Here is a 19,484-nt window from a genome sequence, read left to right as displayed (position 1 = left end):
GGGGCGCCGGGCCGGTGTGCCGCGACCGCCGAGCCCACCCGCCGCGGAGCCCACCCGCCGTCGAGCCCATCCGCCGTCGAGCCCATCCACCGCCGAGCCTCCCGCCGCCGAGCGTAGGGTGCTGACATGCCCGACCGCCGCACCCGCATCACCGCCTCGGCCGCGCAGGGCGAGCTGAGCGCCTCCCTCGCCGCCCTCCGCCACGAGCTCGGGCTGCCGGAGGGCTTCCCGGAGGAGGCGGAGGCCGAGGCCGCCCGCGCGGCGCAGGCCCAGACAACGCCGGGCTCGCCCGCCGTGCCCGCGGCCGACCTGACCGAGGTCGCGTTCCTGACGATCGATCCGGCCGGCTCCACCGACCTCGACCAGGCACTGCATCTGGAGCGCGACGGCGACGGCTTCCGGCTGCGCTACGCCATCGCCGACGTACCCGCCCTGGTGGCGCCCGGGGGCGCCGTCGACGCCGAGGCGCGCCGACGCGGCGAGACGTACTACGCGCCCGACGGCCGGGTGCCGCTGCATCCCGCCGCGATCGGCGAGGACGCCGGCTCGCTGCTGCCGGGCGTCGTGCGCAGCGCCTTCGTCTGGGACGTGCGGCTCGCCGCCGACGGCGCAGAGACGTCCGTGACGGTCGCACGAGCGCGCATCCGCTCGCAGCGGCAGTGGAGCTACGCGGAGGCGCAGGCGTCCCTCGACGACGGCTCTGCGCCCGAGCCGCTGGCGCTGCTGGCGGAGGTCGGCCCGCTGCGGATCGAGCAGGAGCGCGCCCGCGGCGGCGCGAGCCTCAACGCGCCCGACGAGGAGATCGTGCTGCGCGACGGCGCGTACACCCTCGAACGCCGCGTCCCGCTGCCGGTCGAGGACTGGAACGCGCAGCTCTCGCTCCTCACCGGCATGGCGGCCGCCAGGCTGATGCTCGACGCCCGGGTTGGCATCCTGCGTACGATGCCGGCGCCCTCCGCCGAGGCGTTCGCGTCCTTCCGGACGCAGACGCAGGCGCTGGGCCTCCCCTGGCCCGAGGATGTCGGCTACGGCGAGTACCTGCGCACGCTCGACCACGCCGACCCGCGGGCCGGAGCCGTGCTGCAGGCGGCGACCGGGCTCTTCCGGGGCGCAGGCTACGTCGTCATGGACGGCGAGCCCCCCGCCGACCCGCTCCAGTCGGCCATCGCGGCGCCGTACGCGCACACCACCGCTCCCCTGCGCCGACTCGTCGACCGCTGGGTGCTCGTGGTCTGCGAGGCGCTCTGCGCGGGGCGTCCGGTGCCGGACTGGGCGCGGGCATCGCTCGGCCAGCTCCCCTCGATCATGGGCGCCTCGGGGAGGCTGGCGTCGCGTCTCGACGCGGAGGCGATCGCGCGGGTGGAGGCGGCGCTCCTGGCCGCGCACGTCGGCGCCGAGTTCGACGCGACCGTGCTCGGCGTGCGGAACGGCTCGATCCTGATCCAGCTGCAGGAGCCGGCGGTGGTCGCTTCGGCACCCAGGACGGACGGCGTGCGCCCGGGTGAACGCGTGCGCGTGCGGCTCACCGCCGCGGACATCGCGACGGGGAAGGTCGAGTTCGAGCCCGTCCCGGCGGTCAGTGCGCCCCGACCGTGACCGTCGGCTCGCCGGAGGCGGCGCCCGCGTCGCCCATCTCCTCGGCGATGCGGTTGGCCTCGGCGATCAGCGTCGCCACGATCTCGGACTCCGGGACGGTCTTGATGACCTCCCCCTTCACGAAGATCTGCCCCTTGCCGTTGCCGCTCGCCACGCCGAGGTCGGCCTCGCGGGCCTCCCCCGGGCCGTTCACGACGCAGCCCATGACCGCGACGCGCAGCGGAACGCTCATGCCCTGCAGGCCCTCGGTCACGTTGTCGGCGAGCGAATACACGTCGACCTGGGCGCGGCCGCAGCTCGGGCAGGACACGATCTCGAGCTTGCGCTCGCGGAGGTTGAGCGACTGCAGGATCTGCAGACCGACCTTGACCTCCTCGGCGGGAGGCGCCGACAGCGACACACGGATGGTGTCGCCGATGCCCTCGCCGAGCAGGATGCCGAACGCCGTCGCCGACTTGATCGTGCCCTGGAAGGCCGGCCCGGCCTCCGTCACGCCGAGGTGGAGGGGCCAGTCGCCCCGCTCGGCGAGCTGGCGGTACGCCTTCACCATGACGATCGGGTCGTTGTGCTTGACCGAGATCTTGAAGTCGTGGAAGTCGTGCTCCTCGAACAGGCTCGCCTCCCAGACGGCGCTCTCGACGAGCGCCTCCGCGGTCGGCTTGCCGTACTTCTGAAGGAGGCTGGGCTCGAGCGAGCCCGCGTTCACGCCGATCCGCAGGGAGACGCCCGCGGCCTTCGCGTAGGCGGCGATCTTGCCGACCTGGTCGTCGAACTTCCGGATGTTGCCCGGGTTCACGCGCACGGCGGCGCACCCGGCGTCGATCGCCGCGTAGACGTAGTTGGGCTGGAAGTGGATGTCCGCGATCACCGGGATCTGGCTCTTCTTCGCGATGATCGGCAGCGCCTCGGCGTCGTCGCGGCTGGGCACGGCGACGCGGACGATGTCGCAGCCGGAGGCGGTGAGCTCCGCGATCTGCTGCAGGGTCGCGTTGATGTTCGTGGTGGGCGTCGTGGTCATCGACTGGACGCTGACCGGGGCGTCGCCGCCGACCAGCACCTTGCCGACGCGGATCTGCCGGGACTTGCGACGGGGGGCGAGGGTCTCGGGGACTTTGGGCATCCCCAGATTGATTGCTGCCACGTCCTCAATCCTACGCGGCCGATTGGGAACCGTCTGGGCGTTGCTCGGGAGCGCGCCCTGCGCGTGGGGCGCGCTCAGCCGAAGAGGTTGACCGGCTTGACGATGTCCGCGTACATCAGCAGCACGCTCATCCCGCCCAGCACGATCACGACGGCGAAGGTCAGCGGCATCAGCTTGGCCATGTCGACGGGGCCCGGGTCGCGGCGGCGGAAGATCTTCGCGAACGTGCGGCGCAGCCCCTCCCACAGCGCCCCGGCGATGTGCCCGCCGTCGAGCGGGAGCAGCGGCACCAGGTTGAAGACGAACAGCGCGATGTTGAGGGAGGCCAGCATCCCGATCATCGTGTAGGCCTTGTCGACCACAGGCACCCCGTCGAGCGCGGTCAGCTCGCCCGCCGCCCGGCCGATGCCGACGACGCTGATCGGGCCGTTCGGATCGCGCTCGGCCGAGCCGAACGCCGCGTTCCACACGTCGACCATGCGCTGCGGGAGGTGCAGGAAGACGTTGAAGACCGCCTCCGTCTGCGCCCCGACCGCCGGCAGGACCGCCGTCGCCGGCTGGGGCACGAGCTGCTGCACCGGGCCGATGCCGACGAAGCCGACGGTGAGCGTCTCGATGCTCCCGCCGGCGTCCTTGACGACCTTGCCCTGGTCGTCGGTCTTCGCGACCTTGTTGCTGATCGGGCTCACCGTGACGGTGCGCTCGGCGCCGTCGCGCGCGACCACGACGGAGAGCGACTTCCCGGCCGACTCGCGGATGATCGCGGTCGACTGCGCCCAGGTGGAGATGCGGGTGCCGTCGATCGACACGATCCGGTCGCCCGGCTCGATGCCCGCCGCCGCCGCGGGCCCCTTCGGGTCGTCGGACGAGCACGTCTGGCTGCTGCTGGTCGCCGGCAGCACGCACTGGCTCACCGTGGCGATGGTGGTGGAGTTCTGGGGCGCGCCGAAACCCATGAGCAGCACGCCGAACAGCACGATGCCGATGACGAGGTTCATGAACGGGCCGCCGAACATGATGATGATCCGCTTCCAGACCGGGAGGCGGTAGAAGGTGCGGTCCTCCTCGCCGACCAGCACGGTCTCGGCGCTCGCCTGGCGGGCGTCCTGCGCGAGGCCCTGCATGAAGCCGGTGGTGGCGTTGCGGCCCTGCCCGCCCTCCTTGCCAGGGGGGAACATCCCGATCATGGAGATGTAGCCCCCGAGCGGGATCGCCTTCACGCCGTACTCGGTCTCGCCGCGGCGGAACGAGAACAGCGTCTTGCCGAAGCCGATCATGTACTGCGTGACCTTGACGCCGAACAGCTTGGCCGGCACCAGGTGGCCGATCTCGTGCAACGCGATCGACAGCGCCAGCCCGATCAGGATGATGACGACGCCGAGGATGAACAGGAGCACGGAATCCACGGACTCAGGGTAGCCGCGACCGCCTTGGAAGCAGCCGCGTGATTGCTCGGTGCGCCCTATGCGGCAATGAGCCGGTCGGCCTCCGCGCGCGCCCAGCGCTCGGCCTCGGCCAGCGACTCCCGCGTCAGCTCGCCGTCGGGCGTGTGTGCGTCGACGACCCGCTCGACCGTCTCGAGGATGCCGAGGTAGCCGATCGCCCCGGCGTGGAAGGCCGCGACCGCCTGCTCGTTGGCGGCGTTGAACACCGCGGGATACGTGCCTCCCGCGCTTCCGACCCGCTTGGCCAGCGAGACCGCGGGGAAGGCGGCGTCATCGAGCGGCTCGAAGGTCCAGGTATGCGCCTGCGTCCAGTCGAGTGGGGCTCCGACTCCCGGCACCCGGTCGGGCCAGCCCAGGCCGAGGGAGATCGGGAGGCGCATGTCCGGCGGCGACGCCTGGGCGATCGTGGAGCCGTCGACGAACTCCACCATCGAGTGGATGACCGACTGCGGGTGCACGGTGACATCGATCCGCTCGAACGGCACGTCGAACAGCAGGTGCGCCTCGATCACTTCGAGGCCCTTGTTGACGAGGGTCGAGGAGTTCGTGGTCACGACCAGGCCCATGTCCCAGGTCGGGTGCGCGAGCGCCTCCCGCGGGGTCACGTCGCGCAGCGACGCCCGGCTGCGCCCGCGAAAGGGCCCGCCCGACGCGGTCAGCACCAGCCGGCGCACCTCGTGCGGGAACCCGGACCGCAGCGCCTGCGCGATCGCCGAGTGCTCGGAGTCCACGGGCACCAGCTGCCCGGGAGCGGCGGCCCGCTTGACGAGCTCGCCGCCGACGATCAGCGACTCCTTGTTGGCGAGCGCGAGCATGGCGCCCGTCTCGAGCGCAGCCAGCGTCGGGCCGAGCCCGACGGAGCCGGTGATGCCGTTGAGCACGACGTCGGCCTCCACCGACCGCACCAGCCGCTCGGCGTCCTCGGCCCCGAGCGCGGTCTCCCGCACCCCGAACCGCTCCGCCTGCTCGGCGAGCAGGTCCGCGTTGCGCCCGGCCGTCAGCCCGACGACCTCGAACCTCTCCGGATTCGCCGCGATGACGTCGAGCGCCTGCGTCCCGATCGACCCGGTGGACCCGAGGATGACGACGCGGCGGGAGGAGATGTCGGCCATCCCCCCATCGTAGGAGGGGCGTCGTCATCAGGACGACAGCAGGCCGCGCCCTCAGCGCGAGATCGACACCACTGTCTGAAGCCCGTTGGGGAAGGTGATCATCATCGTCGCGGCGATCACATACGTCGTCCCCGTAGCGAGCTTCACGGTCGTCGTCCTCGCCCGCGGCGACCGAACGGATGCTGCCCTGCTTGATGGTCAGCGACCCGGTGCCGTCGTAGCCGATCGGCGTCCCGTCGCCGCGGTACATGCACACCCCGGTGGACGAGCACCCTGGACTCGTCCAGTACACCGCCGCGTTCGCCGCAGCGGGCGTGCCTACCGCGATCTCAGATACCAGGGCATCAACGCACTGTTTTGAGGACGTCGACCACGAACACCATCGTGTCGGTGCCCTTGATGTCGCCGTTGCCCTTCGAGCCGTAGCCGTCGGCCGGCGGGATGACCGCGATGACCTGCGAGCCGACCTTCTGGCCGATCAGCGCCTTGGTGAAGCCGGGGACGAACTGCGAGGCGTTGTTCGTGTACGGCTGGCCCCGCGTCCAGGTGGCGTCGAAGACCTTCCCGTTGCGCCACAGGGCACCCTTGTACTGGATGGTCACCGTGTCGTTCGCCTGGACCGTGTCCCCGTCGCCCTGCTTCAGCACCGCGATCTTCGTCTCGGTGGGCGGGTCGGTCTTCGGGATGGCGATGGTCGGCTCGCCGGACTTCGCCAGCGTCACCTTCGGCAGGCCCGCGGGCGGCTCGACCGTCGTGCCGTTCGCCTTCGTGGGGAGCACGTCGACCAGGTCGGCGACGAAGACGACCGAGTCCTTGTCGGTGAGGCTCAGCTGGGAGATGTCGGCGCTGCCGAAGGCGTCCTTGGCGGGCGCCGTCAGCACCACGCGCGAGCCGACCGGCAGGCACTCGACCGCGCGGACGAGGCCGGGGACGTACTGCTTGTCGTCGAGGGTGACCGTCTGGGCGGCCTGGTCGTCGAAGCCGGCGGCGGGGGTCAGCTCCTTGCCGGTGGTGCCGTTGTACGCGGCGAGGGCGACGTCGACGCTCGCTCCGGCCTGTGCCTTCTGGCCCGTTCCGGTGATCACGACGCTGCGCTCGATGTCGCTGGTGTTGAGCGGCGACGGGATGCTGACCGTCGGGGCCTTGCGGAACGCGCCCTCCACCTTCACGGACTTCGAGGCGTCGCCCGCCTTGACGTTCTCGCAGGCGGCGGCAGCGGCGGTCGGGGTGGAGCTCGCACTCGGCTCGCCCGACGAGGAGCTGCAGGCGGCCAGCCCGGTCACGACGAGGGCGGCGGTGAGGAGGGAGAGAGTCTTGCGCACGACGCACAAGTCTGCCCCATCCGGTTAGGGGCCCGCTGACAGTCCGCCGTGCAACGGCCGGATCGTCCGTGCGAACGGCCCCGCCGTGGAGGGCCGGCTCGGGAGCGCCGCCTACGATGGAGGGCATGACCCGCGAATTCTCCGTGCCCCAGTCCCGCCACCTCGTCACCGAGCTGCCCGGCCCGCGGTCGGTGGAGCTGCAGCAGCGCCGCGTGGCCTCGGTCAGCCGCGGCGCCGGCACCCTCGCGAACATCTACATGGAGTCCGGCTCCGGCGCCATCCTGGTCGATGTCGACGGCAACCGCCTGATCGACCTCGGCTGCGGCATCGGCGTCACCACGATCGGCCACGCGCACCCGGCGGTCGCCGCGGCCGCCGCCGAGCAGGCGGGCAAGCTGACGCACACGCTCTTCACCGTGACCCCGTACGAGAACTACGTGAAGGTCGCCGAGAAGCTCGCGCAGATCACGCCCGGCGACTTCGAGAAGCACAGCATCCTCGTCAACTCCGGCGCGGAGGCGGTGGAGAACGCGGTGAAGATCGCCCGCAAGTTCACGGGCCGCCGCGCCATCGCGACGCTGGACCACGCCTTCCACGGCCGCACCAACCTCACCATGGCGATGACGTACCGCCCCTGGCCGGAGCGCGCCGGGATGGGGCCGTTCCCCGGTGAGATCTACAGCCTCCCGATCAGCTACCCGTTCCGCGACCCCGAGGGCATGACGGGCGAGGAGGCCGCCGAGCGGACCATCGACTACATCAACACCCACATCGGCGCGACCGAGCTGGCCGCCCTGTTCGTGGAGCCGATCCAGGGCGACGGCGGCATCGTCATCCCCGCCCCCGGCTACTTCAAGCGGCTCTCGGAGTTCTGCACCGAGAACGGCATCGTCTTCGTCGCCGACGAGATCCAGGCGGGCATCGCCCGCACGGGCGCCTGGTACTCGATCGAGCACCACGGCGTCGTGCCCGACCTCGTCACGACCGCGAAGGGCATCGCCGGCGGCTTCCCGCTCGCCGCGGTCACCGGCCGCGCCGAGATCATGGACGCCGTGCAGCCGGGCGGCATCGGCGGCACCTTCGGCGGCAACCCGGTCTCGACGGCGGCCGCGCTGGCCGTGTTCGACGTGATCGAGCAGGAGGGCCTGATCGCGGAGGCGCAGCGCGTCGAGCGCAGCCTCCTCGCCCGCATCGGCGACTGGGCCGAGCGCTTCCCCGTCGTCGGCGAGGTCCGCGGCAAGGGCGCGATGTTCGGCGTGGAGCTCGTGGTGCCCGGCACGAAGAAGCCCAACCCGGAAGCGCTCAAGCAGGTGCTCGCCCACGCGACCAGCAACGGCGTCATCCCGCTCGACGCCGGAAGCTGGGACAGCGTCCTGCGCCTCCTGCCGTCGGTCGTCATCAGCGACGAGCTCATCGACGACGCGGCGACCGTGCTGGAGGAGGCGCTGGGCCGGCTCGGCTAGGCGTGACCGGGATCAGAGGCATGAGGGGGATGCGGCGACGGCGCTCGGGTTCACGGGGTTCCGGCGTGTTCGGCACCGGCGCGTTCCGCACCGCTGCGCTCGCACGCCTGGCGGCGGCGGCGACGGTGCTCGCCGCGGCGCTCGGCGTCGTGCCGGCGACGGGCGCCTTCGGGGCCGAGCGCGCCCCCTTCGATCCCGGGCAGATCATCAGCGACGACAGCTTCTACAACCCCGACGCGATGACGGCCGGTCAGATCCAGCGGTTCCTGGAGGAGCGGCGTTGCCGGCCCAAGGACGACTCGCCGTGTCTCGACGAGTTCCGGATGACGACGCCCGACACCCCCGCCTCCGCCGAGCGCTGCGACGCCATCCCCGGTGCGAAGAAGGAGCGGGCCAGCAGCATCATCGCCCGGGTGGCGAAGGCGTGCACGATCAGCCCGCGCGTGCTCCTGGTGCTGCTGCAGAAGGAGCAGTCGCTGCTGACCGCGCCGAGCGCCTCCGGCTACCAGAAGGCCACCGGCTACGCCTGCCCAGACACCGCGGAGTGCGACAAGCGCTACTTCGGCTTCTTCAACCAGGTCTACCGGGCGGCGTGGCAGTTCCGGGAGTACACCGCGCACCCCGGGGACTGGCGGTACCGGATCGGCGCGAACCGCATCCAGTTCCACCCCGACGCCACCTGTGGCGCGAGCAGCGTGCGCATCGCCAACCAGGCGACCGCGAACCTCTACAACTACACGCCGTACCAGCCGAACGACGAGACGCTGGCGCACGCCAGCGGGCCGGCGGGCGACTGCTCCACCTACGGCAACTTGAACTTCTCGCGGCTCTACACGACGTGGTTCGGCGACCCCCTCGCGGTGCGCTTCGGCGGTTTCGTGCCGCCGTGCCTGCTCTACGCGGGCGGCTACGGCTGCGACGCGCCGAAGGCGTTCCCGGGCTGAGCGGCTCATGCCGCGTTCGGGCCGCGCCCATGCCTCCGGCGGGCGCCCATGCCTCCGGCGGAATGTGGCCGTCGTTACGCTCGACGGGTGAGCATCCACGACGCCGAGGGCGCTGCAGCCGCCGACAACCGGGCCGACGCAGACGTCCAGCGTCCCGGCCTGCTCTACTTCGTGGCCCGCTGGATCGTCGCCCCCGTCGCGAAGCTCGTCTACCGCCCGCACGTGGTCGGCAAGCGGAACGTCCCGCGCTACGGCAAGGTCATCCTCGCCTCCAACCACCTCTCGTTCATCGACTCGGTGCTGATCCCGATCACCTCGCCGCGCCGGGTGCAGTTCCTCGCCAAGTCGCACTACTTCGAGGGCACCGGCTTCCGCGGCGCCGTCTCTCGCGCGTTCTTCACCGCGATCGGCGCCGTCGGCGTCAAGCGCGGGGCGGGCCAGGCCGCGCAGGAGGCGCTGGAGCAGTCACGACGGATCATCGACACCGGAGCCGCCTTCGCCCTCTACCCCGAGGGCACCCGGTCGCTCGACGGCCGCCTCTACAAGGGCCGTACCGGCGTGGGCTGGCTCGCCCTGACCACCGGCGCGAAGGTCGTCCCGGTCGGGCTGATCGGCACGAACGAGATGCAGCCGGTCGGCGCGAAGTTCCCGCGAGTCCGCCGCGTCACCGTCGCCTTCGGTGAGCCGCTCGACCTCGCGCACCTCGGCCCGGCCGACTCGGGCCGCGCCCGCCGGCAGGCGACCGACGAGATCATGGCGGCCATCCACGCGCTCACCGGGCAGGAGCTCGCGGGCACGTACAACGAGTCGCCGCCCGCCGGCGCCGTGGAGCGAGTCAAGCGGGCACTGCGGCCCGAGCGGCTCTAGCCCCCTAGCAGCTCTGGCGCTCTAGCAGCTATGGCGCTCTAGCAGCTCTGGCCCGCGTCAGTCGCCGGACTGCTTGCGGGCGCGGAACGTGCGCGCCTTCTGCCGGTTGCCGCAGACCTCCATGCTGCACCACTGCCGCGAGCCGTTGCGGGACGCGTCGTAGAAGGCCCAGCGGCAGTCCTCGCCGCCGCACAGCTTCACGCGGCTCAGGCGGCCCTGGATGCTGAGCACGAGCGCGCTGGCGACGGCGGCCTCCGCCACGGTGGTCGCCGCGGGCGCGAGGCCGCCGGCGGCAGCGGTGACCGGAAGGCTCATGCCGGGCAGCGATCCCTGCCCGCCGTCGACGAGGGTGCGCAGCGCGTCGCGCACTCGGCGCGCCTCCTCCCGCTCCCCCGGCTCGAGGCCGTGGGCGTCGGCCCAGGTGCGGAACGACGCCGCCTCGGCGAGCTGGTCGGTGCCGTCCTCCACGTCGAGCGTGTTGAGGAAGTCGACCAGGAGGTCGGGGCCGACCGCGGGCGCACCCGCCGGAGCATTCGTCTGCATGCAACCATTGTAACGCGATAGGCGGTTACGGTAACGTGTGCCTCAGTAACTGGTCAACGCTGATAGGGGGTTATCATGCATCCGCTGACCATCTGGGCCATCGCGACGAACAGCCTCGCGGAGCGGGAGCGGGAGGCGCAGCTCCTGCGCACGCAGCACGAGTCGGGCATCCCGCAGCCACCGCCGCTGACGCGCGACGAACGCTGGGTCGCCGCGATCCACCGCTGGGCCGCCGCCGAGCCGCAGCAGCAGGCCGCGCCGCTCGCCCCTCCCGCGCCCGCCGCGTCGGCCGCACCTCGCCTCGGCTGCGCCTGACGACATCCATTTGGCGCGACTCGCCGTCTCGGCACGTCGCCTGACGGCGTGTCGTGACAACTCGACGGAGGGCCGTGACGGGTCAGACCAGCGTCAGGATCTCCGGGCGGTGGTGCACCGGGAAGTTCACGCTCGCCGCGATGAAGCACTTCTCGGAGGCGGGCGCGTGCAGCGACTCCGCCAGCGCCGCTTGCGCCGGGTCGGCGACGGTGACGCGCGGGTTGAGCGTCACGCTCGTGAAGTGGCCGCCTCCGTTCCCGGTCTGCTCCATCACGCCGGTGGCCGCGTCGGTGTACCCGACGACCACGACGCCCGCCCCCGCGGCCTCCGCCAGGTAGCTGAGCATGTGGCACTGCGCGAGGGCGGCCAGGAGCAGCTCCTCCGGGTTCCAGCGCTCGCGGTCGCCGAAGAAGACGCGGTCCGCCGAGCCCTCGATCGTGTGCTTGCCCTCGGCGCTCACGACGTGCTCGCGGCCGTAGGCCTTGTAGCCGCTGGTGCCGCTCCCCCGGTCCCCTGTCCAGCGCAGATCGATCGCGTACGAGTGCTCGAGCTTCATGCTCCGATTCTGGCACCCCGGCTACACTCGGACATCATGACCGACACCCTCAGCACCTCCGCGCCCGTCTACTCGGTGAAGCAGGAACGCCGCATCGTCACCACCATCCCCGGCCCGAAGTCGCGGGAGCTGCACGAGCGCCGCCTGGCCGTCGTCCCGACCGGTGTCTCGTCCGCCCTGCCCGTCTACATCGCCAAGGCGAACGGTGCCGTGCTGGTCGACGTCGACGGCAACCAGTTCGTCGACTTCGGCGCCGGCATCGGCGTGACCACGATCGGCCACACCGAGACCGCCGTCGTGGAGGCCGCGGCCGCCCAGCTGCAGGACGTCATCCACACGCTCTTCACCATCACACCGTACGAGGAGTACGTGCGCGTCGCCGAGCTGCTCGCCGCGCACACCCCCGGCGACCACGCCAAGAAGACCGTGCTCGTCAACTCGGGCGCCGAGGCCGTCGAGAACGGCGTGAAGATCGCGCGCAAGCACACCGGTCGCCGCGCCGTCGCCGTGCTCGACCACGCGTATCACGGCCGCACCAACCTCACGATGGCCATGAACTACAAGGCCATGCCGTACGCCTCCGGCTTCGGCCCGTTCGCCGGCGACGTCTACCACGCGCCCAGCTCGTACCCCTACCGCGACGGCCTCAGCGGTCAGGAGGCGGCGGCTCGCACGATCGCATACCTCGAGAAGGTCGTGGGCGCGTCCGACCTCGCCTGCCTCGTGGTCGAGCCGATCCAGGGCGAGGGCGGCTTCATGGTCCCGGCCGACGGCTACCTCCCCGCCCTGCAGGAGTGGTGCACCGCCAACGGCGTCGTCTTCATCGCCGACGAGATCCAGAGCGGCATGGCGCGCACCGGCGCCTACTACGCCAGCGAGCACTTCGGCCTGGTCCCCGACCTCGTACTGAGCGCGAAGGGCATCGCGGGCGGCCTGCCGCTCGCCGCCGTCACCGGCCGCGCCGAGATCATGGACTCCGCGCAGCCCGGCGGCCTCGGCGGCACCTTCGGCGGCAACCCGGTCGCCGCCGCCGCGGCGATCGCGGTCTTCGACGAGATCGAGAAGAACGACCTCCTCGCCGAGGGCGCCCGCATCGAGCGCACGCTCAAGCCGGCCCTCCTGGCGCTGCAGCAGAAGTACGACATCATCGGCGACGTCCGCGGCGTCGGCGCGATGCTCGCGATCGAGCTGGTCAAGCCGGGCACCGCGCAGACCACCAAGGAGCCGAATCCGGAGGCGGTCAGCGCGATCGTGGCGCACGCCGCGCAGCAGGGCGTCCTGTTCCTCAACGCCGGCACCTGGGGCAACGTGCTCCGCTTCCTGCCGAGCCTCGCCGTGAGCGACGAGCTCATCGCGGACGCCGTGTCGGTCATCGACGACGCGCTCGCCTCGCTGTGAGCGGCGGCGTGAACAGCAGCGCCGTCTTCACCGGCGAGGAGGCCGTCGAGCTGGCCGTCGTCGAGCGCAGCGGATTCGTGGAGTCGCGGCACGTGGGCTCCGCCGTCGTCCTCGGCCCCGACGGCGCCGTCGTGCGCTCGCTCGGCGCGCCGGAGCGGCCGGTCTTCCCGCGCTCGACCATGAAGCCGTTCCAGGCGGTCGCGGTCATGGGCGCGGGTGTCGCGCTCGAGGGCACCAGCGCGGTGCTCGCCACGGCGAGCCACGCGGGCACGCCTGCGCACGTCTCGGTCGTGCGGACGATCCTGGCGCAGGGCGGCCTCACCGAGGACGCCCTGGGCTGCCCGGCCGACTGGCCGGGAGACTCCGCCTCCCGCGACGAGCTCGTCCGGGCCGGCGAGGGCCCGCGGCCGATCTACATGAACTGCTCGGGCAAGCACGCCGCGATGCTCGTCGCCTGCCGCACGAACGGCTGGCCGACCGAGAGCTACCTCGACCCGCAGCACCCGCTGCAGCACCACATCCGCGACACGGTCGAGCGCTTCACCGGCGAGAAGGTCGCGGTGACCGGCGTCGACGGGTGCGGGGCCCCGGTGTTCGCACTGCCGCTGACGGCGCTCGCGCGGGGCATCCAGCGGATCGCCACCGCCTCCGACGGCTCGCCGTTCCAGCTCTTCCGCAATGCAGCGTTGCTCAAGAACGCCGTGCTCGCGAACGGCTGGGCGCTCGACGGCCCCGGCCGCGCCAACACCGTGGTGATCGACGAGCTGCATGTCTTCGCCAAGCTCGGCGCCGAGGGCGTCATGGTCATGGCCGCCCCCGACGGCACGACCGTCGCGCTCAAGATGCTGGACGGCAGCCTCCGCGCCGCCTCCGTCGTCGGCCTGTCGCTGCTCGCCGACGCGGGCGCGATCGACCGTGCGGCGGTGGAGGCCGTGCTGCCGGAGCTCGACCTGGCCGTGCTCGGCGGCGGGCAGCCGGTGGGCGCGATCCGCGCCGCCTACTAGACGCAGAGAGGTCCCGACTCGCCGCCGGGCACATGCTCGGACGGCGAGTCGGGACCTCTCCGTCGTGTTAGGCGGTCGTCCGCGCCAGGCGCTTGGCGCGGGCGGCCGCCGTCAGCTGGGCGATCAGCACCACCAGGATCGTGATGATGAAGACGGCGCTCGCGATCACGTTGGCCTGCGCCGGGATGCCGCGCGACGCCGCGATGTAGATGTACATCGGGAACGTCGTCACCGCTCCGGCGTTGAAGTTCGTGATGATGAAGTCGTCGAAGCTCAGTGAGAACGACAGCAGCGCCGCCGACAGGATGCCGGGCAGCAGCAGCGGGAACGTGATCCGCCAGAACACCGCGATCGGCGAGCCGTAGAGGTCGCGCCCCGCCTCCTCCAGCGCCGGGTCGAGCGAGGCGACGCGAGCCTTCACCGTCACCACGACGAAGCTGATGCAGAACATCACGTGCGCGATGATGATCGTGCCGAAGCCCTTGTTGACGCCGAGGCTCAGGAACTGGGCGGCGAGGCCGGCGCCGAGCACGACCTCCGGGCTCGCCATCGGCAGGAACAGCAGCAGGCTGGTCTGCGACCGGAACCGGAACCGGTAGCGCATCAGCGCCAGCGCGATCATGGTCCCGAGTACCGTGGCCACGACCGTCGAGATCAGGCCGATGATGATGCTCGCCATGAAGGCGTCGCAGATGCCGGCGGCGTCGCAGACGTTCGTCCAGTTGCGGAAGGTGAACCCGCGCCAGGCGATGTTGTTCTTGATCGCGTCGTTGAACGAGAACACGAACGTGTAGACGATCGGGATCAGCAGGAAGGCCAGCGCCAGGAACGCGTACACGCCGAGGCCGAGCCCCTTGAACCGGAACCGGGCGGGGCGCGCGGGCACCGGAGCGGGCGTGATCTCGCTCGGCCGGACGATGTTCGAGGTGGTGTCGGTGGTCACAGCAGGTCCTCCGTTCCGCTCCTGCGCACGTAGACGCCGACGATGACGAGGATGACGGCCATCAGGATCACCGACATGGAGGCGGCCGTCGGGTAGTTCTGCAGCACCAGGAAGTTGCTCTCGATGACGTTGCCCATCATCGAGGTGTCCGCGGCGCCGAGGAAGTCCTGCGAGGCGTTGATGTAGTCGCCGGCGGCGGGGATGAAGGTGAGCAGCGTCCCCGACACGATGCCCGGCATCGACAGCGGCACGGTGACCTTGCGGAAGGTGGTCCAGTTGCTCGCGTACAGGTCCTGCCCCGCCTCCAGCAGCCGGGTGTCGAGCCGCTCCAGCGTCGCGTACAGCGGCAGCGTCATGAACGGGATGAAGTTGTAGGTGAGGCCGAAGATCACCGAGAACGGCGTCCCGGTGATGTGGGCGTCCGGAGGGAGGATCGACAGCCCCTTGAGGGTGCTGGCGACCCAGGCGTCGTCGCTGAGGATGGCCTTCCACGCCAGCGTCCGGAGCAGGAAGCTGATGAAGAACGGCGCGATGACCAGCGTCATCAGCAGGTTCTGCAGCACCGGCCGGCCGCGCATCTTCACGCCGATGAAGTACGCCAGCGGGTAGCTGATCACCAGGGCGGCCGCCGTCGCGATCAGCGCGTAGACGAACGACCGGAGGATCTGCGGCCAGTACTCGGAGATCGAGTCGGTGTAGTTCGACCACTGGAACGCCGTCTGGTACTGCCCGATATCGCCGTCGAGCACCGGCGCCTGGAACGACGTGATGATGAGCGAGATCAGCGGCGTGAGGAAGAACAGGACGAGGTACAGCACACCCGGGAGCAGCAGCACCAGCGCGATGCCGCTGCGCCGCCGGACCGCCGGCTCCTGGTCCTGCGCCGGGGGCGCGCTCCCCGTGAAGGCGGCGATGGCCATTACGCCCCCTCGAGCTCGTTGAGCATCCGCTCCCGCGCCTGGGCGGCGATGGCCTGCGTGTCGGCGTCGTCCACGAAGCGGCCGTCGGCGGGAGGCTGGTCGGCGAGAACGAAGGTGTGGTCGGCCTCCCACGCCACCCAGACGCTCGCGCCCAGCCCCGCGACCGGACCGCTGGTCAGGTTCTGCGCGAAGACGACGATCGTTCCGGCGCCCGGGATGTCGACCAGATACTGCGTGCTCACCCCGCTGAACGATACGTCGGTGACGCGGCCGGGGCCGAGCCGGTTGGCACCGGGCGGGATGGTCTCGGGGGTGGCGTGGAGGGTCAGCTTCTCGGGCCGGACGCCCACCGTCACCATTCCGGTCTCGCGCTGCGCCCGCGATCGCGGCACCTGGATGCGTGCGCCGGCGACCTCGATGCCGAGCGTCGCCGTCGAGGTCTCGACCACCGGCCCGGCGAACAGGTTGGACTGGCCGAGGAAGTTCGCGACGAACACCGTCGACGGCAGCTCGTACAGCACCTCCGGCGCGCCCATCTGCTCGATCCGGCCCTTGTTCATGACCGCGACCGTGTCGGCCATGGTCATGGCCTCCTCCTGGTCGTGCGTGACGTGCACGAAGGTGAGGCCGACCTCCGTCTGGATGGCCTTCAGCTCCAGCTGCATCTGCCGCCGCAGCTTGAGGTCGAGCGCGCCGAGCGGCTCGTCGAGCAGCAGCAGGGCGGGCCGGTTGACGACCGCACGGGCGAGCGCCACGCGCTGCTGCTGGCCGCCGGAGAGCTGCGCAGGGCGCCGGGCGGCAAGATGATCGAGCTCGACCAGCCGGAGCGCTTCGTGCGCCTTCGCGACGGGGTCGGAGATGCGGCGGCGGCGGAGGCCGAACGCGACGTTCTCGAGGATGGTCATGTGCGGGAAGAGCGCGTAGCTCTGGAACACCGTGTTCACCGGCCGCTGGAACGGCTTGGTCTTGGTGACGTCCTTGCCGCCGATGAGCACCTGCCCGGCGGTCGGCTCCTCCAAGCCGGCCACCAGCCGCAGGGTCGTGGTCTTGCCGCAGCCGCTCGGCCCGAGGAGGGCGAAGAACGACCCGGCGGGGATGGTGAGGTTCAGGTCCTCGATGGCGGTGAAGCCAGGGAAGCGCTTGGTGATGCCGGCCAGCTGCAGGTCGGCGCCGGACTCGGCGAAGACTCCCTTCGGCATCAGGCCCCCAGGATGACCTTCTGGAAGGCGGCCTGGTACTTCTGCTCCTCCGCCGGGGTGAGGGTGCGGAACACGTGCGCCTTCGACAGCGTCTCGTCGTCCGGGAAGATCAGCTGGTTGTCCGCGAGAGACGGGTCGATCTTCGTCGCCGCCTCCTTCGCGCCCTGCACCGGGGTGATGTAGTTGACCCAGGCCGCGACCTCCGCGGCGACCTCGGGCTGGTAGTAGTAGTCGATCAGCTTCTCGGCGTTGGCCTTGCGGGTCGACCCGATCGGGATCAGGAAGTTGTCGCTCCACAGGGTGCCGCCGGCCTCCGGGAGCGCGAACTGCCAGTTGTCGCCCGCCTCGGCGTTGAGCTGCGTGATGTCGCCCGACCAGCAGATGGCCGCGAGGGTGTCGCCCGACTTCAGGTCGTTGAGGTACGAGTTGCCCTTGATGTTGCGGATCTGGCCGTCGCTCACCTCCTTGGTCAGCTTCTCGATGCCCTTGTCGAAGTCGGCGTCGGAGAAGTCGCCCGAGATGTCGACGCCCTGCTGCAGCAGGATCAGCCCCATCGTGTCGCGCATCTCGCTGAGCACGCCGACCTTGCCCTTCAGCTCCGGCTTCCAGAGGTCGTCGACCGACTTCAGGCCGTTCGGGAGCTTGGACTTGTTCCAACAGATGCCGGCGAAGCCGCTCTGCCACGGCAGGGACTTCTTGCGGCCCTTGTCGAAGTCGACGTCGACCAGGTTCGAGACGAGGTTCTTCTTGTTCGGGATGGCGTCGGCGTCGAACTCCTGCACGTAGCCGAGGCGGATCCACCGGGCGACCATCCAGTCGGTGAGGCAGACGGTGTCGGCGCCGATGTCCTTGCCGAGCGCCAGCTGATCCTTGACCTTGGCGTAGTAGGTGTTGTTGTCGTCGACGGCGACGTCGTACTTGACCTTGATGCCCGACTGCTTCTCGAACGCCTCGAGCGTCGGGTAGCCGCCCGAGTCGTCCTGGTCGAGGTACGCCTGCCAGTTCGCCCAGGTCATCGTCTTGTCGGTCGCGGACTGGTCCTTGGCCGCGGTCGGCTTGCTGCCGGCTCCCCCGGTCGAACAGGCAGCCAGGGCCAGGGCGGCGGCGCCGGCCGTGGCGCCGGCGAGGAGTCCGCGACGCGTGAGCTGCGACTGCTGCGCGGCCAGCACGAGGCGGCGGACCATCGGGTCTTGCGGGAGGGGCCTGGGCTTCACGGGGGTGCTCCTTCGGGGATCGAACACGGACCACGGGCGACGCTCCGCCGACGCACATCGGCGTGCCGTCGCGGTGGGTCGATCCTGGCACACCGCTTCGGTATTCGCACCAGATCGAGGGCAGATCGTCCATCTTGAAACATGATCTTTACGAAATCCGTGCCGGATCGCTCGATTCGGGCGCGAAACCGCACCCGTCCGTCTCGGGATCACCGCCGGACCGGGCGGACTGACCGAATCCGCCCTCCACCCCCATCGACATGACGGATTCAGCAGAAGAGTATGGACAGGACTATCGAAATCGTCCGTCAACGTCGCTAGGGTGGAGCCGAATCCCCTCGAGTGGAAGGAACCCCATGAAGGTCGCGATCCCCCGCGAGATCAAGAACAACGAGTTCCGGGTGGCGATCACCCCCGCGGGCGTCCACGATCTGGTCGGCAACGGGCACGAGGTGTTCGTGGAGACGGGCGCGGGCGTCGGCTCCTCCATCCCGGACCAGCTGTACGCGGACGCGGGCGCGACGATCCTCCCCGACGCCGCGAGCACCTGGGAGGCGGCCGACCTGATCCTCAAGGTGAAGGAGCCGATCGAGAGCGAATACGGCTACTTCCGCGAGGGGCTCGTCCTGTTCACGTACCTCCACCTCGCCGCCGACGAGGCGCTGACCCGCGCGCTGGTCGAGAGCCGGGTCACCGCGATCGCGTACGAGACGGTGCAGCTGCCGAACCGCAGCCTCCCCCTGCTCGCCCCCATGAGCGAGGTCGCCGGGCGGCTGTCGCCCATCGTCGGGGCGAACACGATGCTCAAGCCCAACGGCGGCCCCGGCCTCCTGGTGCCCGGCGTCCCCGGCACGCACCCGGCCGTCGTGACCGTGCTCGGCGGCGGCGTCGCCGGCACGAACGCCACGCACGTCGCGGTCGGCCTCGGCGCCGAGGTCACCGTGCTCGACACCAACATCGCCCGGCTGCGCGAGCTCGACGCGCTGTACGCCGGCCGCATCAAGACCATCGCCTCCAACAGCTTCGAGATCGAGAAGGCCGTCGTCGCCGCCGACCTCGTCATCGGCTCGGTGCTCGTGCCCGGGGCGAAGGCGCCGAAGCTGGTCAGCAGCGAGCTCGTCTCGCGCATGAAGCCGGGCAGCGTCCTCGTCGACATCGCGGTCGACCAGGGCGGCTGCTTCGCCGACTCGCACCCGACCACGCACGCCGACCCGACCTTCACGGTCCACCAGTCGCTGTTCTACTGCGTCGCAAACATGCCGGGCGCGGTGCCGCACACCTCCACCTACGCGCTCACCAACGCCACCCTGCCCTACGCCCGCGCCATCGCCAACCGCGGCTGGCACGCGGCGCTGGCGGCCGACGCGTCGCTCGCCCTCGGGCTCAACGTGCACGACGGCCGCGTGACCAACGCCGGCGTGGCGGAGGCCCATGGGCTGGAGGCGGTCGAGGTCGCGGACGCGCTGGCGGAGCGGGCGCTCAGCTGACCGAGACGGTCAGCT

The 19,484-nt window shown here is 70.9% G+C and carries 18 protein-coding genes; 8 read left to right on the top strand and 10 right to left on the bottom strand.

The genetic code is table 11. The features are described from left to right. Nucleotides 1-126: 126 nt before the first annotated feature. The gene (locus P5G50_RS12165; protein ID WP_301208625.1) at nt 127-1,596 is read left to right on the top strand and encodes an RNB domain-containing ribonuclease; all 1,470 of its coding nucleotides are present in this window, start codon (nt 127-129) and stop codon (nt 1,594-1,596) included. Here P5G50_RS12165 and ispG read toward each other — a convergent pair. From ispG to P5G50_RS12145, 4 genes are all read right to left on the bottom strand, one after another. After that, the gene (ispG, locus tag P5G50_RS12160; protein WP_301209396.1) at nt 1,577-2,716 is read right to left on the bottom strand and encodes a flavodoxin-dependent (E)-4-hydroxy-3-methylbut-2-enyl-diphosphate synthase; all 1,140 of its coding nucleotides are present in this window, start codon (nt 2,714-2,716) and stop codon (nt 1,577-1,579) included. The two genes, P5G50_RS12165 and ispG, sit on opposite strands and share 20 nt — an antisense overlap. 95 nt (nt 2,717-2,811) lie before the next feature. Further along, nucleotides 2,812-4,143 carry a M50 family metallopeptidase gene (locus P5G50_RS12155; protein WP_301208627.1) on the bottom strand — a complete coding sequence of 444 codons (1,332 nt, stop codon included), beginning with the start codon at nt 4,141-4,143 and terminating at the stop codon, nt 2,812-2,814. A gap of 56 nt (nt 4,144-4,199) precedes the next feature. Beyond that, the gene (locus P5G50_RS12150) at nt 4,200-5,294 is read right to left on the bottom strand and encodes a 1-deoxy-D-xylulose-5-phosphate reductoisomerase (RefSeq protein WP_301208629.1); all 1,095 of its coding nucleotides are present in this window, start codon (nt 5,292-5,294) and stop codon (nt 4,200-4,202) included. 344 nt (nt 5,295-5,638) lie between these two features. Next, nucleotides 5,639-6,616 carry an FKBP-type peptidyl-prolyl cis-trans isomerase gene (locus tag P5G50_RS12145; protein WP_301208631.1) on the bottom strand — a complete coding sequence of 326 codons (978 nt, stop codon included), beginning with the start codon at nt 6,614-6,616 and terminating at the stop codon, nt 5,639-5,641. Between the two features lie 116 nt (nt 6,617-6,732). Here P5G50_RS12145 and gabT (P5G50_RS12140) point away from each other — a divergent pair, with 116 nt between their 5' ends. The 3 genes from gabT (P5G50_RS12140) (at nt 6,733) to P5G50_RS12130 (ending at nt 9,890) form a co-directional block, all read left to right on the top strand. Next, nucleotides 6,733-8,079, top strand: coding sequence for a 4-aminobutyrate--2-oxoglutarate transaminase (gabT, locus tag P5G50_RS12140; RefSeq protein WP_301208633.1), 1,347 nt, complete (start codon nt 6,733-6,735; stop codon nt 8,077-8,079). Nucleotides 8,080-8,144: 65 nt separating this feature from the next. Next, nucleotides 8,145-9,023 (top strand): hypothetical protein, encoded by an 879-nt coding sequence (locus P5G50_RS12135; RefSeq protein ID WP_301208635.1) that lies wholly within the window; start codon nt 8,145-8,147, stop codon nt 9,021-9,023. 48 nt (nt 9,024-9,071) lie between these two features. Further along, nucleotides 9,072-9,890 carry a lysophospholipid acyltransferase family protein gene (locus P5G50_RS12130; RefSeq protein WP_435870878.1) on the top strand — a complete coding sequence of 273 codons (819 nt, stop codon included), beginning with the start codon at nt 9,072-9,074 and terminating at the stop codon, nt 9,888-9,890. A 57-nt stretch (nt 9,891-9,947) separates the two neighbouring features. Here the strand turns inward: P5G50_RS12130 and P5G50_RS12125 are convergent, their stop codons facing one another. Continuing rightward, a complete protein-coding gene (locus tag P5G50_RS12125; RefSeq protein WP_301208637.1) occupies nt 9,948-10,433 on the bottom strand; it encodes a CGNR zinc finger domain-containing protein in 486 nt (161 codons plus the stop codon). Nucleotides 10,434-10,508: 75 nt separating this feature from the next. Between P5G50_RS12125 and P5G50_RS12120 the strand changes: the two genes are divergently transcribed. Further along, complete coding sequence (locus P5G50_RS12120; protein WP_301208638.1) at nt 10,509-10,748, top strand: hypothetical protein; 240 nt, start codon at nt 10,509-10,511, stop codon at nt 10,746-10,748. Nucleotides 10,749-10,830: 82 nt separating this feature from the next. Here P5G50_RS12120 and P5G50_RS12115 read toward each other — a convergent pair whose 3' ends face one another. Then, on the bottom strand, nt 10,831-11,304 hold the full coding sequence (locus tag P5G50_RS12115) for an OsmC family protein (RefSeq protein WP_301208640.1): 474 nt from the start codon (nt 11,302-11,304) through the stop codon (nt 10,831-10,833). A 36-nt stretch (nt 11,305-11,340) separates the two neighbouring features. Between P5G50_RS12115 and gabT (P5G50_RS12110) the strand changes: the two genes are divergently transcribed. Continuing rightward, complete coding sequence (gene gabT / locus P5G50_RS12110; RefSeq protein ID WP_301208642.1) at nt 11,341-12,702, top strand: 4-aminobutyrate--2-oxoglutarate transaminase; 1,362 nt, start codon at nt 11,341-11,343, stop codon at nt 12,700-12,702. An 8-nt stretch (nt 12,703-12,710) separates the two neighbouring features. Continuing rightward, nucleotides 12,711-13,706 carry an asparaginase gene (locus P5G50_RS12105; RefSeq protein ID WP_301208644.1) on the top strand — a complete coding sequence of 332 codons (996 nt, stop codon included), beginning with the start codon at nt 12,711-12,713 and terminating at the stop codon, nt 13,704-13,706. Nucleotides 13,707-13,773: 67 nt separating this feature from the next. On the opposite strand, the gene P5G50_RS12100 is transcribed toward P5G50_RS12105, so the two are convergent. From P5G50_RS12100 to P5G50_RS12085, 4 genes are read right to left on the bottom strand one after another with little or no spacing between them, the layout of a single operon-like run. Next, nucleotides 13,774-14,592 (bottom strand): ABC transporter permease, encoded by an 819-nt coding sequence (locus P5G50_RS12100; RefSeq protein ID WP_301209400.1) that lies wholly within the window; start codon nt 14,590-14,592, stop codon nt 13,774-13,776. Nucleotides 14,593-14,645: 53 nt separating this feature from the next. Further along, on the bottom strand, nt 14,646-15,569 hold the full coding sequence (locus P5G50_RS12095; RefSeq protein ID WP_301208646.1) for an ABC transporter permease: 924 nt from the start codon (nt 15,567-15,569) through the stop codon (nt 14,646-14,648). Beyond that, the gene (locus tag P5G50_RS12090; protein WP_301208648.1) at nt 15,569-16,768 is read right to left on the bottom strand and encodes an ABC transporter ATP-binding protein; all 1,200 of its coding nucleotides are present in this window, start codon (nt 16,766-16,768) and stop codon (nt 15,569-15,571) included. Before P5G50_RS12090 ends, P5G50_RS12095 begins: the two co-directional genes overlap by 1 nt. Then, the gene (locus tag P5G50_RS12085; protein ID WP_301208650.1) at nt 16,768-17,982 is read right to left on the bottom strand and encodes an ABC transporter substrate-binding protein; all 1,215 of its coding nucleotides are present in this window, start codon (nt 17,980-17,982) and stop codon (nt 16,768-16,770) included. Before P5G50_RS12085 ends, P5G50_RS12090 begins: the two co-directional genes overlap by 1 nt. Nucleotides 17,983-18,338: 356 nt before the next feature. Between P5G50_RS12085 and ald the strand changes: the two genes are divergently transcribed. Further along, a complete protein-coding gene (ald, locus tag P5G50_RS12080) occupies nt 18,339-19,469 on the top strand; it encodes an alanine dehydrogenase (protein WP_301208652.1) in 1,131 nt (376 codons plus the stop codon). The last annotated feature ends 15 nt before the right edge of the window (nt 19,470-19,484 follow it).

The organism is Leifsonia williamsii (genome assembly GCF_030433685.1).
Classification (GTDB): domain Bacteria; phylum Actinomycetota; class Actinomycetes; order Actinomycetales; family Microbacteriaceae; genus Leifsonia; species Leifsonia williamsii.
The sequence above is the reverse complement of the archived record's forward strand: the minus strand, read 5'-3'. Positions and strand labels throughout refer to the sequence as shown.